The following is a 15,672-nucleotide window of genomic DNA, read 5'->3' on the forward strand; positions in this document are numbered from 1 at the left end:
GATGGATCCGGCCGGATCCATGCAAAACGCCAGCCTAAGCTGGCGCTAGCCAAGCTAGTGTGCCGGCCCTAGAACGGCCACACCGTAGACTCCGCACCGCCGTCAACCTCAATGACCTTGCCGGTCACCCAGCGGCTGGCCGGGCTGGCCAGATATAAGGCTGCAGCGGCAATATCCTCAACTTCTCCCAGGCTCGCCAAAGGTGTCGCCGCTATCATCTGCTGCCTTGCCTTGTCATCCAGGAATTTCTCCAGTGCATCGGTGCGTATCGGCCCGGGCGCAATCGCGTTGACGCGAATGGCCGGGGCGAAGTCCTGCGCCAGCAGGCGGTTCAGCTGGGTCAGCGCGGCCTTGGCCGCACCATACACGCTGAAGTTTTTCTGCGCGTAACGCGCCGCGCCCGAGGTGATATTGATCATGGCGCCGTGACCCGCCGCCTGCATATGTGGCGCCACCAGCGTCGACAGGCGAAAAGCGGTGGTCACATTAAAGTGCATGGCCGCATCAAAAGCCTCGGCACTGGTCTTGAGCGGATGGTTGGGGCCGGCGCCCCCAGCGTTATTGACCAGCAAGGTCAGCTTGCCCATGGCTTCACGCGCGTCCGTCACCAGACGCTGCAGCGCCGCGTCATCATTGACATCACAGCTTAGCGCCAGCGCCCTGACCCCATGCGCTTGCGCTGCGGCAGCCGTGTGCTCGATATCGTCACGGCTACGCGCCACACACACCACATCCGCACCCGCTTCGGCAAAAGCCAGCGCAATGGCACGCCCGATGCCGCGCCCGGCGCCGGTGATAATGGCGACTTCGCCTTGCAGGGAAAAACGCTCGAGTATCCGGTTCATTTTGACTGTCCTTAATAAAAACAGGCCACAAAAAAGCCCGATGCTTAAAGCATCGGGCTCTGGTTTGGCGCGTTACTTGCCGACGCGGCGAATCGCGTCCGGGGTGAACTGCTCGGGTTTGGCGCCACCGGCATTGATAATGTCGGTTTTTGCCTGCTCGTTGCTCATGCCATAAGCCACATAAGAGCCGGAGTTCAGATCGTGGTAGAAGGTCGACGAGTTGAACTGACCGCTAAAGTCGGGCGAATAGTAGTGATGCGCGACACTGGCGCGCCACAACTTGTTCTGGCCGTCGTACTGGTCGGCATACACGCCATGCCAGCTATCCTCATCCAGGTAGACCACGCGGCGCGGATAGAGGTGGCGCATACCCGGCTTAAGTTTGGCCTCGACCACCCAGACGCGATGCAGTTCGTAGCGCATAGGCTCGGTATTCGGGTGGTTGGGCGTCAGCAATTCGCTGTACTTGAGCTTGGGGCTGGCCACGCGGTAAGCGTTGTACGGGATGTACATTTCCCGCTTGCCCAAGAGCTTCCAGTCGTAACGCTCGGGCGAACCATTGAAGAAGCGGTCTTCATCGATGGTCATATTGCCGCCCACCCCGCTGACCGGCTGGTCAAAGCCATAGCCCGGCACCTGGCGCACACGGCGGGTGCCCGGATCATAACGCCAGGCCAGACGTGCGGTGGTGCCGAAGTTGTAAGGCTCTTGCGAAACGGTCATTGCGCCCTTCTCGCGCTCGGGCAGCAAGGGCGCGGTAATGTAATAGGAGTAAATGCCGGACTCCGTTTTGCTGCGCACTTTCGGGTCATGTGCCGGGGTATAGCCGGTAGACTGCAAGCGGCCACGGGTCACGCCATTCGATGAGACCGTCGCATTGTCACGCACCGTCTGTACGGTATACGGGCGGTGTGGCAGCAGCATATTCCACAGCGCTTCCTGCCCGGTCTTGGGAATCGGGAACGGAATGGCACCGGTAGTGGCATCCACGCCCATGCCATCGTTAATCAGCTTGGCGTTTTTGGCATTATCCAGGGCGGTATTGCACACCCAGTCCGGATAGCGGAAGTCGCGATGGCTGGCGTAGATGGGCATCTTATAAGTATTGGGATACTTCTTCAGCAAGGCCTTCTGGCCATCGTTGAGCTTGTCGGCGTACTGCGCCATATTGGCGGCCGTAATCACAAACAGCGGCTTTTCATTGGGGTAAACATCAACCGCGTGCGAGCCGGCATTCATCTTCCAGCCGGGGGTGGCTTGCGCGCCCAGCCATTTGCCGGAAAACGCCGGAATGGAACCATCGGCATTGCCGGCCTTCTCTGCGCCGACGCAGGTCAGATCCTTGCCCAGACGGGCGACATCGGCGGCGGAAGCGGCAGCTTGAGCGCCGTGGGCGGCAAACAGTGCACCGGCTGCCAGCAGCGCGAGATTGAGTTTTTTCATTTGCGTCATGGTCTGCTCCGTATTCTTGCTCATCATCAGAAACTGTACTTGGCGTAGGCCGAGACATAGTCGCGGTCGCCCAGCTGGCGGTACACCGGATCCGGACGGGTGTAGCCGACATAGCTCAAGCCAAGCTCGAGGTTGCCCAGGTATTTCCATTCGGTTCCGACCGAGTACTGGAAATTGCCGTCTGCGGAGGCCAGCGTGGAAATAGGCGACATCCCCTGCACCCATACTCCGCGTAACGGCACTTTCAGATCCCAGCCCGGGAAGATGCCGGGGTAGGACAGATCCATGCCCAGGGTCAGGCCGTAGCCGTTTTTGTCGCGTTCGCCACTGACCTGGCCCAGTGCATTGGTCGTCTGGTAGACAAACTGATCGCTAGCTCCGAACAAAGGCACTTTGCCGGGACTCTTCAAGCCTTCAAGATTGGCGGCAGGCGCCGTACTGTCCACGCTGATGCCATGGGTCCAGACCAGTTCACCCAAGAAGGTCGTTGCCGGGGCCCAAGGGCGGTAGCCCAGGGCACGGATAAACGACACCTGTGCCTGTGTTGCCTTGCCGCGTGCAGCAGTCGGCCCCAGCGGGGTATTCACCAGCATCGGCACGCCATCGCGGTACGACACTTCGCCGCCGACCTGAACATCACCCAGTCGGGTCGAGATCGAAGCGCCAACCAGCTTGATATTGTCGAAATAGATTTCGTCGTAACTTTGCGGGTTAGGCAGCCAGGTATTGTTGTAGGCATTGAAAAGCGGCGAACCGGGCTTGGCTCCACATGCTGCAGCGACCCCCCCCGCACTAACCGGGTTGGCATAGCAACCCGGCATCCTGCCGTAGTTGATCTGTACGTTCGGGTTTTTGTCGTGATACTGCAGATAGTAAGCCGACAACTCGGTGGCGTCGGTCACTCCCCAGCGCCCGCCTATGCCGAACTGACCGCTATTCTTGGGCTTTTTCTTTTCGCCAAACGGGATGTAATTACTGCCCAGCTTCCCCTGTACCCGCGGATCGGGCACGCCGACCCCGGCAAAAGGCGCACCAAAACCGGTACGGATAAACTGGGCTCCTGGCCCGAGAATATCGGTACTGGACAGATAAGAGCCGGTAGAGGGCAGCTCGGTACCTTTCCACTGGAACTGGTAGTAGCCCATCAGGCTGAAGTTAGGCGACAACTCAAGCAAACCCGACAGTTGCGGCACCGGCAACAGGATTTCCTTCACCTCGGTGCCGGGTGACAGACCCTTGACCGAATCAAACGGCACCTGTGCCGCCGAAGCATTGCCGTAGAACAGGCTCTCGCCCCAGGCGACCACCTGATTGCCCAGCTTGAGGGTCAGACGCTTATCGGCGCCAATATCCCAAGTGTTGTAGGCATAGACATCGAGAAACTTGGCACGACCGCCGGAGTAAAACTGGGTGCCATCGGTGAACTGGTCGTTGGGGCCGAATTTATTGATGGTCTTGGGCGAATTATTGGCATTGCTCTTGTGGTAAACGTCGTCGTAAAACGCCGTACCGCGCGCGATAAAGCCCATATCGCCATGGCTGATATTCATTTCGGCATTCAGGCCCAGACGGTTGGTGGTCAGGTCTCCCTTGCCGAAGTTATGGTTGCCATCGTCCAGGTTGATCGCGCGAGGATTACGGTCTGCCTTACTATTATTGGCTTTCGGACCATCCGTCAGCTTGTCCGACGCATCCTTGACCCGCACGCCTACGCCATAGGAAACCGTCGCGGACCAATCAATTTTGGTGCCGTTATCGAATTCAATCGTTTCCCCTGCATAGGCCTGGGCCCCGATCAGGGCCAGCGATAGCGGCAGCACCTTGGGGAGTGCCTGCCACTTCATACCTGCTTGCTTGTTTTGTTTCATGTGATTGCCTTGCCTCCATTGTCCGGGTCTTTTAAAGAGCGCCCTGTTCTGCGGCAGGCTTTGCTCCTTGTGCTGCAATGTGGACGCCAGCATGATGTCCTACATCGTCCAAAAAGACTAAACAGAGTGGGTACTCTATTTTCTGTCCGTGATAGTCTGTTCGCATGATGCTGCCCCCCAAGCACGCCGGATAATGGCCGCATTCACGCTTGAGCATGTGCCTGCAACAGGAGAACAACCATGACAAACAGCACGGAATTCAGGCAGTCGGTACGCGACTGGCTGGAGGCAAATTGTCCGGCCGCAATGCGCACCCCGCCGCCCGATGGCGGCATCGTCTGGGCCGGCAGCAAGCTTTGCTTTGACTCGGTCGAGCAACAGCAGTGGTTCGAGCGCATGCGCGACCAAGGCTGGTTTGCCCCGGACTGGCCGGCACGCTTCGGTGGTGGCGGTCTGGACGGCACGCAGACGCGGATTCTGGAAGAAGAGCTTTCCCGGCTGAAATGCCGGGCGCCGATGATCAATCTGGGGGTGTGGATGATAGGCCCGGTGCTGCTGGAGTCCGGCAGCGCCGAGCAGCAGGCACAGCACCTGCCGGGTATGGCGCGCGGTGAAGTGGCCTGGTGTCAGGGCTTTTCTGAACCCGGCGCGGGCTCGGATCTGGCCGGGCTGAAATGCCGTGCCGAACGCGATGGCGACGAGTATGTGCTGAACGGCTCCAAAATCTGGACTTCCTACGCCGACCGCTGCGACTGGATGTATGCGCTGGTGCGCACCGATAGTGCGGCCGGCAAGCACGCAGGCATCAGCATGCTGCTGATCGATATGGCAAGCCCGGGGGTTTCCGTCACGCCGATTGACCTGATCAGCGGCAAGTCGCACTTCTGCCAGGTATTTTTCGACAATGTCCGCGTTCCCGTCGCCAACCGTGTCGGCGCCGAAGGCGAAGGCTGGGCACTGGCCCGCGCCCTGCTCGGCCACGAGCGCCGTGCCATGTCCAAATTCGGTGACAACAATGTGCCCGGCATCGACTTTCTGGCGCTGGCGCGGCAACTGCTGCCGCTATCCGACGCTGCCAGCCGTCCGTTACTGGCCGATCGCGTGGTGCGCTCGGCCATGGACGAGCATGCCTACAAGCTCAGCACGCAGCGCGCACACGAAGCCGGCCGCGCCGGTGTCGATGTCAGCGGCCTGGCAGCCTGTTTCAAGTATCTGCACAGCGAACACAACCGCGAACGCCATGAAACCCTGATGGCGCTGGCGGGCAGCGAGGCGCTGGGCTGGGAGGGGGAAGCATTTGACAACGATATGCTCAAGCTCGCCCGCCAGTGGCTGAACTCCTACACCTACACCATCGCCGGCGGTACGTCGGAGATCCAGCTCAATATTCTGGCCCGCCGCGTGCTGGGTCTGCCGGCCAATGGAGGCTGAGATGGCTTTTGTGCTAAGTGATGATCAAAACATGCTCAAGGACAGCGCGGCCGATTTCTTCGCCAGCCGCCTGCCCCTAAGCCGGCAGCGCGCACTGCGCGACAGCGGGCACAGCCATGATGCAGAGGCCTGGCGTGAAATGGCGGCGCTGGGCTGGACGGCCATCGCCTTGCCGGAAGACGCCGGCGGCCTGCCTTTTCCGCTCTCCGGCCTCGCGCTTATTCAGGCCGAAGCTGCGCGCGTACTGGCCGCCACCCCCCTGCTGTCTTCGACCGTACTTTGTGGCGGTGCCATCGCGCTGGCCGGCAGTAGCGCCCAGCAGCGCGACTGGTTGCCGGCACTGGCCGCCGGCCAGTCGTTCGCTGCGCTGGCGCTGGATGAAAGCCCGCGCCATGACCCGACCCAAATTGCCCTTCAAGCGCGCCCGGACGCCGACGGCTGGGTACTGAACGGCATCAAGCCGCAGGTCGCGGATGGCCATGCCGCCGATGTTGTGCTGGTGCTGGCTCGTATCGATGCAGAGAACGCCCTGTTTATCCTGCCGGCCAATAGCCCGGGCATTCAGCGTCAGCCACTTGCGCTACTGGATAGTCAGGACGCGGCACGCATGGTGTTTGATCAGGTCAGGCTCAGTGCCGACGCGCTACTGGCACGCGGCGCACAGGCCGATGCCGTGCTGGCGTGCGTGCTGGATCGGGCGCGTGTGTGTCTGGCGGCCGAAATGCAGGCGATCAGCCGCGTGTTATTCGACACCACCCTGGCTTACCTTAAGCAGCGCGAGCAATACGGCGTGCTGATCGGCAGTTTTCAGGCGCTGCAACACCGCATGGCACGGCTCTACACCGAGCTTGAGCTCGCCGAGAGCTGTGTGGCGGCGGCGGTGTCGGCACTGGACGGGGCCGGCGATCTGGCTTTGCTCGCGGCACTGGCCAAGGGCAAGGCCGGCGAGGTGGCGATCAAGACCGCCAACGAGGCGGTACAACTGCATGGCGGCATCGGCGTGACCGACGAGCTGGATATCGGCCTGTATCTCAAGCGCCTCCGCGTACTGGAAGCGCGCTATGGCGACAGCACTTTCCAGCGCACCCGTTACGCCCAACTGATCAAACTGGAGGTGGCCGCATGAGCGCCCTGTCCGCCTGGCAACAGGCCATGCACGCCCTGACATCCACGGGCGCCCCCTTCGAAACGGCAGAAGCCGAGGGCGTGGCGCGTTTTATTCATGCCCCGGCCACGCTGAATGCGGCGCTGGAGCAGGGTCGGCGCCACGGCGCGCTCGACTTTACCCTGTGGCAGGATCAGCGCCTGTCTTTTGATGACTACTTTTTGGCCGTCGACCAGGTGGCTGCTGCACTATTGGCGCGCGGCATCGGGCGCGGCAGCCATGTGGCCATTGCCATGCGCAACCGTCCGGAATGGCTGATCGCCTTTCACGCCATTCTCAAGACCGGCGCGGTGGCGGTGGCCTTAAATAGCTGGTGGCAAAAGGATGAGCTGTCGGCCGCACTTGCGGATAGCGGTGCCGGCTGGCTGATTGCCGACGCCGACCGGCTGCAACGGCTCGCGGGCCAGCTTGAGCACATTGCCGTCATCGGGCTGGATCATGCCGCCCCGCTCGACTTTAGCGAGGTGACGGCCCCGCTGCCAACGGTATGGCCGCACATCAACCCCTCCGATCCGGCGGCGATTTTGTTTACCTCCGGCACCTCGGCCCGCGCCAAGGGGGTGCAACTGTCGCAAGGCGCGCTGGCGCAAGCGGTGTTTACACTGGATTTTTTTGCCGCCATCGGCGCCATGGTGCAGCCCGAAATTGTCGCGCGCGTGGCCGGCCGGCGCTTGAAGAACCTGCTGGCGGTGCCGCTGTTTCACGTCAGCGGCCTGGTGGCCCAGTTCTTTGCCGGCCTGCGCGGCGGCCGCCTGCTGGTGATGATGCACCGCTGGGATGCGGGTCAGGCATTGCAGCTGATTGCCAGCGAAGCCATCACCAATTTCAATGGCTCGCCGGCAATGCAGGTTGATCTGCTCAACCATCCCGATTTTTCTGCCGACAAGCTCGCCGGCGTCATCGGTCTGGGCTATGGCGGTGCGGCGGTGCCGCCCACTTTGTCGCATGAGCTGGGCAGCAAAGTACCCCATGCGATTCAGGGTAGCGGCTACGGCATGACCGAGAGCTGCGGCATAGGCTGCGTGATCAGCGGCTCGCTGTTTGCACAAAACCCCGAGGCCACCGGCCTGTCCTCACCGGTGGTGCGCTTGCGTGTGGTCGATACGTTGGGCAATCCCCTGCCTTTTGGCATGGAAGGCGAAGTCCAGCTGTCGGGTGTCACCTTGATGGATGGCTATGTGCAGGATGGCCAGCTGCAGCGCAGCGCCTTTGACGGCATCTGGTTTGCCAGCGGCGACATCGGCCATCTGTCGGCCGACGGCCTGCTGACCCTCACCGGACGCAATAAGGAAGTGATTAATCGCGGCGGCGAGAAAATCGCACTGGCCGAGGTGGAGAACTGTCTGGTCGCGCACCCCGATGTGCTGGAGGCGGCCGCTTTTCCGGTGGCCGATGCCCGGCTGGGTGAAAGGCTGGAAGCCTGGGTGGTGATGAAGCCGGGCGCCGCTTTTGACGCCGGTGCCATCCATGATTTCGCCGCCAACCGTCTGGCCGCCTACAAGCTGCCCGCCGCCATCCGCCAGCATCATGCGGCATTGCCGCGCAACGCGACCGGCAAGCTGTTGCGGCGCGAGCTTGATCAGGCGCGTACGGCGTAAATCCATGCCTCGTCCGGCTGGAGGATGCCGCTGACGGATAGGCAGGGCAAGATCGGCTTAATAAACAGAGGAGACAGACTATGGGTTTGCAAGGACAGGCTGCCATTGTCGGCGTTGCGCAGTACCAGCCGGAAAAATACTCGACCGCCCCGCGCATGTTCCACCTTGAGCAGGTGGCGGACCTTGCGCGCCAGGCGCTTGTCGATGCGGGACTGCAGGCCTCGGATATCGACGGGCTATGCGTGAACGGCCCGCACTTTCACGAAGCGAGCAGTTTTGTGCCGGCCATGGTGGGCGAGTATCTGGGGGTGGCGCTGAATTTTGGCGAAGTGGTCGATCTGGGCGGCGCCTCTGCCGTGGCCATGGCCTGGCGTGCCGCTGCGGCGATCGAGCTTGGCCTGTGCAAGGCGGTACTGTGCGTGATTCCGCAACGCATGGCACCGATGGGGCCGGAAGAAGACCCGATGGCGATGGCGCGCGCCATGCGTTACGGCGGGCACAGCACCGCCTTTGGCGCGCCCGAAGCCGAATTCGACCTGCCTTACGGCCATATGGCACAAAACACCGGCTACGCCATGATTGCCCAGCGCTACAAGGCGCGCTACGGCTACGACCAGGCGGCGATGGCCAAGATTGTCGTCGACCAGCGCACCAATGCCTGCGCCAACCCCGGCGCCATGTTTTACGGCAAGCCGCTGAGCATCGAGGAAGTGCTGGCCAGCAAGATGGTGGCCGACCCCTTGCATGTACTGGAAATCGTGATGCCGGTCGCCGGCGGCGCCGCGTTTATCGTGAGCTCGGCGAGTCTGGCCAAGCAATGCCGGCACCGTCCGGCCTGGATCAAGGGCTTTGGCGAACACATCATCAGCAAGTCGCCAAGCTACGCGCCGGACATGCTGGAGACGCCCATCGGCCCGGCCTCGCGCCGCGCTTTTGCCATGGCCGGCATCACGCCGCAGGATGTCGATGTCGCCCAAATCTACGACTGCTACACCATTACCGTATTGCTGACGCTGGAAGATGCCGGTTTTGCCAAAAAGGGCGAAGGCATGGCTTTCGTGCGCGAGCATGACCTGACCTATAAAGGCGACTTTCCAATGAATACCCATGGCGGCCAGCTCGGCTTTGGCCAGGCTGGCAGCGCCGGCGGCATGAGCCAGCTGATCGAGGCGGTTGAACAGATTCGCGGCAGCTGCGCGGAACGCCAGCTGGCACACTGCGATATCGCCTACGTCTCCGGCACCGGCGGCGTGATGAGCGAGCAGACCGCGCTGATCCTGAAGGGGGAATAAGACATGGCCAATAAACCGCAACCGATGGCAACCGATATTTCGCGCCCATTCTGGGAAGCGCTCAAGCAGCACCGGGTCAGCATCCAGCACTGCACCGACTGCGGCAGCTGGGCTTTCTTTCCGCGCAGCCACTGCCCGTCCTGCCTGTCGGACAAGCTGCAATGGCGCGATGTATCGGGTGCCGGCACGCTGTTGACCTATACCGTCGCCCGCATCCCCACCCTACCCGACTTTGCCGACGAGGCGCCGCAAAAGCTGGCGGTCGTCGAACTGGCGGAGGGGGTGCATATCAATACCACCCTGGTCGGCCTGGGTGAAGACGAAATCCATATCGGCATGGCGCTCAAGCCGGTATTCGACGAAAGCGGCGAAACCACGCTATTGCGCTTTACCGGTCAGGACAAAGCCCTCAGCGTGATTCAAGCCGGGGCGCAAGCCGAAGCGCCTGTGACGCAGGTGGTGAGCAAACGCCAGATCCATTTCAAGGATTTTGCCTCCCTGAAAGCACTGGTCAGCGACAGCTATTCCGACTGGAGCAACCGCTATACCGTCAGCCAGGACATCATCGACCAGTTTGCCGCCCTCTCCGGTGACGACTACTGGATACATACCGATCCCGAGCGGGCCAAAAAACAGAGTCCGTTCGGCTCCACCATTGCCCACGGCATGCTGATCCAGGTGCTGCTGTCGCGCCTGACGATGCCGCTGGATTGGGAGTTGGCAGGTTTTGGCAATATGGTCAACTACGGCTCGGACAAGCTGCGCTTTCCGTCTCCGGTGCTGTCCGGCAGCCAGATTCACGGCCGCAGCCGGGTTAAAGCGGTAGACGAAGTCAAAGCCGGTACCCAGCTGACACTGGAGATGTGCATCCATGTTGTCGGTCAGGAGCGTCCGGCGCTGATTAATGAGCTGATTGTGCTGTATATGCCTTGAATGTGTGCCCTCGATGTGGTGCTTGGCCCCGTTGCGACGGGGCTTTTTTTCGTCGTACGGTCATGGTTGCCTGTTTTTTAGGCAGCGCGTGTCAGGCCTTGCCCGGCAAAGCCTGACCGCGTTTATCCACAAGCCACCCCCAGCTTTGTCCGCGCGGACTGTGGGTGAGTCGGGCCGGCTGAAGTCAGGATTTTTTTCTGCGCAGCCACCGGATAAAAGCCAGCAGCGCGGAGACGCAAGCCAGCGCAAAAAACAGCCAGCCCAGCGGGATCAGGGCAAAGGGCTCGTGCAACAGGCCCTGCCCGTCGATTGAGCTGCCGATCAAGTCGTAGCCCAGCTTGCACAACACGCTTAAGCCCAAAAATATCAGGGCGATTTTCAAGAGTCTGCTCATGTTCCATGCACCGACAACGGTATATTGCCGGTCATGCTAGCGTAAAAAAGGGATGGCGTTTGCCATACGGCCCACGCCATCCCTGCTTTAGAACCTGTTCACGATCTGCTGCGCATCGGCGATACGGCGTTAAAAACAGCTTCGAAATGCTCATGTACCATCTGTACATTCCGCTTTCTCAGCCGTTTTTGCCTTGTCTCTCCCTCGCTCGCGAGATCGTGAACACGCTCTTAGCTACCAGCCGCTTATCCGCCGCTAACTACCCCACACTTTTTTGGCGGGGATGGCGGTATCGAGCAAACCCTGTATCGCCACACCGATGCCATCGGCCGGATAAGCCTTGCCGCCGTTGCGCGCCTCGGGGCCGGAACGCCAGCCATCGCAGACCGAGACGCGGTCGCCCTCGATTTCGAATACCTGCCCGCTGACCTGGCTGCTGGCTGCGCTTGCCAGCCACACCACCAGCGGCGCGACATTGGCCGGGTCGTAATGGTCAAAGCCGGATGCCGGCTTTTTCACCAATTCCGGCATGCCCTGTTCGGTCATATGGGTACGCGCGGCCGGTGCCAGCGCATTGGCGGTGATGCCGTAGCGCGCAAGCTCGGCCGCCTGCACCAGTGTCAGCGTGGCCACGCCGCCCTTGGCCGCGGCGTAGTTGGACTGGCCGATCGAGCCTTGCAGACCGGCGCCCGAGGTGGTGTTGATAATGCGCGCATCAAGCTGAATGCCGTCTTTGCTGAGGTTGCGCCAGCGCTCGGCGAGCACCCGCGACAGGCAAAAATGCCCCTTCAGATGCACGCGCATCACCTCATCCCAATCCTCTTCGGACAGCGACACAAACATGCGGTCGCGCAAAATGCCCGCATTATTGACGACGGCGTGCACTTCGCCAAACTCGGCCAGTGCGGCTGCCACAATGGCGCGCGCGCCTTGCAGCGAGCAGATGTCGCCGGCGTTGGCCAGCGCCTTGCCCCCTGATGCGTGAATGTCGGCCACGACTGCCGCAGCCGCTTCCATCCGGATGTCGTTCACCACCACATTGGCGCCCTCGGCCGCCAGCGCCAGCGCATAGGCACGCCCCAGGCCGCCGCCGGCGCCGGTAATGATGACGGTACGCTTGTCACACAGTTTCATAGTTGACTCCTGAAATCGGGATGAGGGTATGGGGAGTAGTGAGTGGGGAGTACCCTACCACCGGCGCCCTGTACCCCATGGTTCACAAACGCTCGATAATGGTGACGTTGGCCTGGCCGCCGCCTTCGCACATGGTCTGCAGGCCGAAACGGCCGCCGCTGCGCTCCAGCTCGTGCAACAGCGTCGTCATCAGCCGGGCACCCGAGGCACCCAGCGGATGACCCAGCGCAATGGCACCGCCGTTGACATTGGTGCGCGCCGGGTCATAGCCGGTCTCGGCCAGCCATGCCATCACCACCGAGGCGAAGGCTTCGTTGATTTCGACCAGGTCGATATCCGACAGCTTCATGCCGCATTTTTTCAGCGCATATTCGGTGGCCGGAATCGGGGCGCGCAAATGCCAGATCGGATCGTCGCCCCGCACCGACAGATGGTGAATACGCGCGCGCGGCGTCAGGTCGTAACGCTTGAGCGCCGCTTCCGACACCACCAGCACGGCGGCGGATGCGTCGGCAGTCTGGCTGGACACCGCTGCAGTAATGCCCGGATAGGCCGCATCGACCGGCTCCAGCTCCGCCATTTTGGCCAGCGTGGTGTCGCGCACCGTCTCGTCAAAATCGAGGCCGTTCAGCGCCACGATCTCGCGTGCGAAGCGCCCTTCCTGCGTGGCCTGTCTGGCCTTGTTGTGGCTATCCAGCGCAAAGGCTTCCATCGCGGCGCGCGACAAGCCCCAGTGGTCGGCAATGCGCTGCGCGGCATAGAACTGGTTGACCGGCGCATCGCCAAAGCGCGCCTGCCAGCCCTGGCTCTCGGCAAACGGCGTGGTATAGCCATAGGCCTGGCCCGCCAGCATGGCGGCTGAAATCGGGATGCGGGTCATGGTCTGCACGCCGCCGGCCAGCACCACGTCCATGGTGCCGGACATCACCGCCTGCGCGGCAAAGTGCACCGCCTGCTGGCTGGAGCCGCACTGGCGGTCGATGGTGGTGCCGGGCACCGCCAAGGGCATGCCGGCGGCCAGCCATGCTGTGCGGGCGATATCGCCGGCCTGCGCACCGATGGTGTCGACGCAGCCGAACACCACATCGTCGTAGTCTTCAGCCGGAATGGCGTTGCGGGAAACAATGGCGCGAATCACATGCGCGCCCAGATCGGCGGCATGCACGTCGGCGAGCCGACCCTTGCGTTTGCCGGTGGGGCTACGCAAGGCGTCGACGATATAGGCTTGTGCCATGGGTTTTCCTTGGTTGCAGTGCGCTAGCGCGCCAGGCAGGCGGCGGGAGACGGCGCTTGCCGCCGCGCCTGCCCGCTTAACGCGCTAGCGGCAAAGTTCAGATAAAGGTCTTGCCCGGCCCGATCTCGGCCCCGGGTGAAAACAGCCAGTTCGCGACGCGGGCCTTGTGAAAGCCGGCATCACCCCAGGCAGCATCCAGCGCCCAGATGCGCTTCATGAAAATCTGCAGGTCGCACTCCCAGGTGTAACCCATGGCGCCATGCACCTGTATGCCGTTGCGCGCCGCCAGACGTGCAGCCTCCGCGCAGGCCAGCCGCGCCTGCGACACATAGACGTCGCGCAAGGGGTGGCCCTGCTCAAGCGCCCACGCCGCACGGTTGAGCACCGGCTTGGCGAACTCGCTCTTGACCGCCACATCGGCCATATGGTGCTTGACCGCCTGAAAGCTGCCGATCGGCTTGCCGAACTGTTTGCGCTGCGCGGTGTAATCGATGGAAATGTCCAGAATGCGCTGGGTCAGCCCCAAAAGCTGGCCGCAGATGGCCAGGCTTGCACGGTTGACCAGATCGCGCCACAAGGCTTGCCCTTGGGCGGCCGTTGCCAGCCGGGTGGCCGCGCCGGTCGGCAGGCTGACGCGGTAAAGGCGGCGCGCCGGGTCGACACTGGCCACCGCACTGACATCGACCTCGCTGCGCGCGATGGCATGCACTTCTTCATCGCGCCACACCAATAGCAGATCGGCCTGGCCTGCATCCGCCACCAAAGGACACAGCGGGTGGCTGATCGCCACGCGCGCCTGCCCCTGGGCAATGGCCGGCAGCCAGTGCGCCTGAAAACTTGGCGCATCCGGCAGGGCCGCAATCAGGCTGGCGGCCAGATAGCCGGTATTCAGCGGCGCATCGGGCACGGCGTAGTAGCCGAACTCCTGGCTCATCAAGGCCCAATCGGTATCGGCCAAGCCCAGCCCGCCATGGGCTTCGGGCACCGACAGCGCACACAAGCCTTGCCCTGCGATCAGCGCCTGCAGTTGCGGGCTGATGCCGCCCTCCATCTCCCAGCCTTCGCGCACGCGCTCGGGACTGGCTTCCACCATAAACAGCGCACGCATCGCATCGCGAAAAGCGCGCTGGTCGTCGGTATAGGTAAAGTCCATCGGTTTCCCCTTTACTAGCGCGGCATGCCCAGCATGCGTTCGGCGACGATATTGCGCTGGATCTCGTTGCTGCCGGCGTAGATCGGGCCGGCTTGGGCAAACATGAATCCTTCCATCCAGCGTTTGGCTTCCGGCGTATCCAGCTCGGCGCGGCTGCCCAGAATGCGCAAGGCGGTGTCGTGCAGCAGCAGATCCAGCTCGGACCAGAAAATCTTGTTGGTGCTGGATTCCGGCCCGATCTTGCTGCCCTTGGCCAGCATGCTGACCGTACGGTAGGTCGACAGGGTGTAGGCTTCGGCACCGGAGACGGCGCGGATCACCGCGTCGCGAATGGACGGGTCGCGATCGGCCGCCTCGCGGTTAGCCAGATACAGCGCCAGCAAGCGTTTGGCCGTCTGCTGATAGCGCGCGGGCGAGCGCAGCAACAGGCCGCGCTCGAAACCGGCGGTGGCCATGGCCACATGCCAGCCCTCGCCCTCGCCGCCCAGGAGGCAATCGGCCGGCACGCGCACATTGTCGAAGAAAATTTCGGCAAAACCGGCCAGACCATTGAGTTGGCGGATCGGGCGCAAGGTCACGCCCGGCGTATCCAGCGGCACCAACAGATAAGACAGGCCATGGTGGCGCTGCGAACCGGCCTCGGTGCGGAACAGGCCGAACACCCAGTCGGCCCAGCGTGCGCGCGTCGACCAGGTTTTCTGGCCGTTCAGCACATAATGGTCGCCGTCGCGCTCGGCCGTGCAGCGCACCGCCGCCATATCGGAGCCGGCACCGGGCTCGCTCCAGGCCTGCGCCCACATATCGTCGCATGCCGCCATGCGCGGCAAAAAGCGCGCTTTTTGCTCGGGCGTGCCGTACTCCATCAGGGTCGGGCCCAACAGGAAGATGCCGTTCTGGTTCAGGCGCAAAGGCGCATCGGCCGCCCAGTACTCCTCTTCGAAAATCAGCCATTCAATCAGGCTGGCGCCGCGCCCGCCCAAAGCCTCGGGCCAGGTAATGCCGGCATAGCCGGCACTGTTCAGTGTTTTTTCCCAGGCGCGGTGCGCCTGAAAGCCTTCAAAAGTATCGTAATCGGGCAACGCCTCGCGCGGCACATGCGCTTGCATCCAGGCGCGGACTTCGGCGCGAAAGGCGTGTTGCTCTGCTGTGTAGTGCAGGTCCATGGGCAGACTC

The 15,672-nt window shown here is 62.4% G+C and carries 13 protein-coding genes; 5 read left to right on the plus strand and 8 right to left on the minus strand.

What is annotated here, in order from left to right:
• Window positions 1-68 precede the first annotated feature (68 nt).
• From M3P88_RS07710 to M3P88_RS07720, 3 genes are all read right to left on the minus strand, one after another.
• Window positions 69-845 carry an SDR family NAD(P)-dependent oxidoreductase gene (locus M3P88_RS07710; RefSeq protein ID WP_249615465.1) on the minus strand — a complete coding sequence of 259 codons (777 nt, stop codon included), beginning with the start codon at window positions 843-845 and terminating at the stop codon, window positions 69-71.
• A gap of 72 nt (window positions 846-917) precedes the next feature.
• Window positions 918-2,297 carry a DUF1329 domain-containing protein gene (locus M3P88_RS07715; protein WP_249615466.1) on the minus strand — a complete coding sequence of 460 codons (1,380 nt, stop codon included), beginning with the start codon at window positions 2,295-2,297 and terminating at the stop codon, window positions 918-920.
• Window positions 2,298-2,323: 26 nt separating this feature from the next.
• Complete coding sequence (locus M3P88_RS07720) at window positions 2,324-4,165, minus strand: DUF1302 domain-containing protein (protein ID WP_249615467.1); 1,842 nt, start codon at window positions 4,163-4,165, stop codon at window positions 2,324-2,326.
• Window positions 4,166-4,405: 240 nt separating this feature from the next.
• Here M3P88_RS07720 and M3P88_RS07725 point away from each other — a divergent pair, with 240 nt between their 5' ends.
• The 5 genes from M3P88_RS07725 to M3P88_RS07745 all read left to right on the plus strand — a co-directional run bounded on the left by M3P88_RS07725 (window position 4,406) and on the right by M3P88_RS07745 (window position 10,584).
• Window positions 4,406-5,596, plus strand: coding sequence for an acyl-CoA dehydrogenase family protein (locus tag M3P88_RS07725; protein ID WP_249615468.1), 1,191 nt, complete (start codon window positions 4,406-4,408; stop codon window positions 5,594-5,596).
• A 1-nt stretch (window position 5,597) separates the two neighbouring features.
• Window positions 5,598-6,722: an acyl-CoA dehydrogenase family protein gene (locus tag M3P88_RS07730; protein WP_249615469.1), complete on the plus strand. Its 1,125-nt coding sequence runs from the start codon at window positions 5,598-5,600 to the stop codon at window positions 6,720-6,722.
• Entirely contained in the window at window positions 6,719-8,359 is a 1,641-nt protein-coding gene (locus M3P88_RS07735; protein ID WP_249615470.1) for a class I adenylate-forming enzyme family protein, read from the plus strand. Before M3P88_RS07730 ends, M3P88_RS07735 begins: the two co-directional genes overlap by 4 nt.
• 80 nt (window positions 8,360-8,439) lie before the next feature.
• Window positions 8,440-9,651 (plus strand): thiolase family protein, encoded by a 1,212-nt coding sequence (locus M3P88_RS07740; RefSeq protein ID WP_249615471.1) that lies wholly within the window; start codon window positions 8,440-8,442, stop codon window positions 9,649-9,651.
• A gap of 3 nt (window positions 9,652-9,654) precedes the next feature.
• Window positions 9,655-10,584, plus strand: a complete 930-nt coding sequence (locus M3P88_RS07745) for a bifunctional OB-fold nucleic acid binding domain-containing protein/MaoC family dehydratase (RefSeq protein WP_249615472.1) — start codon at window positions 9,655-9,657, stop codon at window positions 10,582-10,584.
• Window positions 10,585-10,768: 184 nt separating this feature from the next.
• Here M3P88_RS07745 and M3P88_RS07750 read toward each other — a convergent pair whose 3' ends face one another.
• From M3P88_RS07750 to M3P88_RS07770, 5 genes are all read right to left on the minus strand, one after another.
• Window positions 10,769-10,978, minus strand: a complete 210-nt coding sequence (locus tag M3P88_RS07750; RefSeq protein ID WP_249615473.1) for a DUF3955 domain-containing protein — start codon at window positions 10,976-10,978, stop codon at window positions 10,769-10,771.
• A gap of 255 nt (window positions 10,979-11,233) precedes the next feature.
• A complete protein-coding gene (locus M3P88_RS07755; protein WP_249615474.1) occupies window positions 11,234-12,112 on the minus strand; it encodes an SDR family oxidoreductase in 879 nt (292 codons plus the stop codon).
• Between the two features lie 82 nt (window positions 12,113-12,194).
• Complete coding sequence (locus M3P88_RS07760) at window positions 12,195-13,346, minus strand: acetyl-CoA C-acetyltransferase (protein ID WP_249615475.1); 1,152 nt, start codon at window positions 13,344-13,346, stop codon at window positions 12,195-12,197.
• Window positions 13,347-13,443: 97 nt separating this feature from the next.
• Window positions 13,444-14,499 (minus strand): acyl-CoA dehydrogenase family protein, encoded by a 1,056-nt coding sequence (locus M3P88_RS07765; protein WP_249615476.1) that lies wholly within the window; start codon window positions 14,497-14,499, stop codon window positions 13,444-13,446.
• A gap of 14 nt (window positions 14,500-14,513) precedes the next feature.
• Entirely contained in the window at window positions 14,514-15,662 is a 1,149-nt protein-coding gene (locus M3P88_RS07770; protein ID WP_249615477.1) for an acyl-CoA dehydrogenase family protein, read from the minus strand.
• Window positions 15,663-15,672: the final 10 nt, after the last annotated feature.

The organism is Craterilacuibacter sp. RT1T (genome assembly GCF_023502145.1).
GTDB lineage: Bacteria > Pseudomonadota > Gammaproteobacteria > Burkholderiales > Chromobacteriaceae > Craterilacuibacter.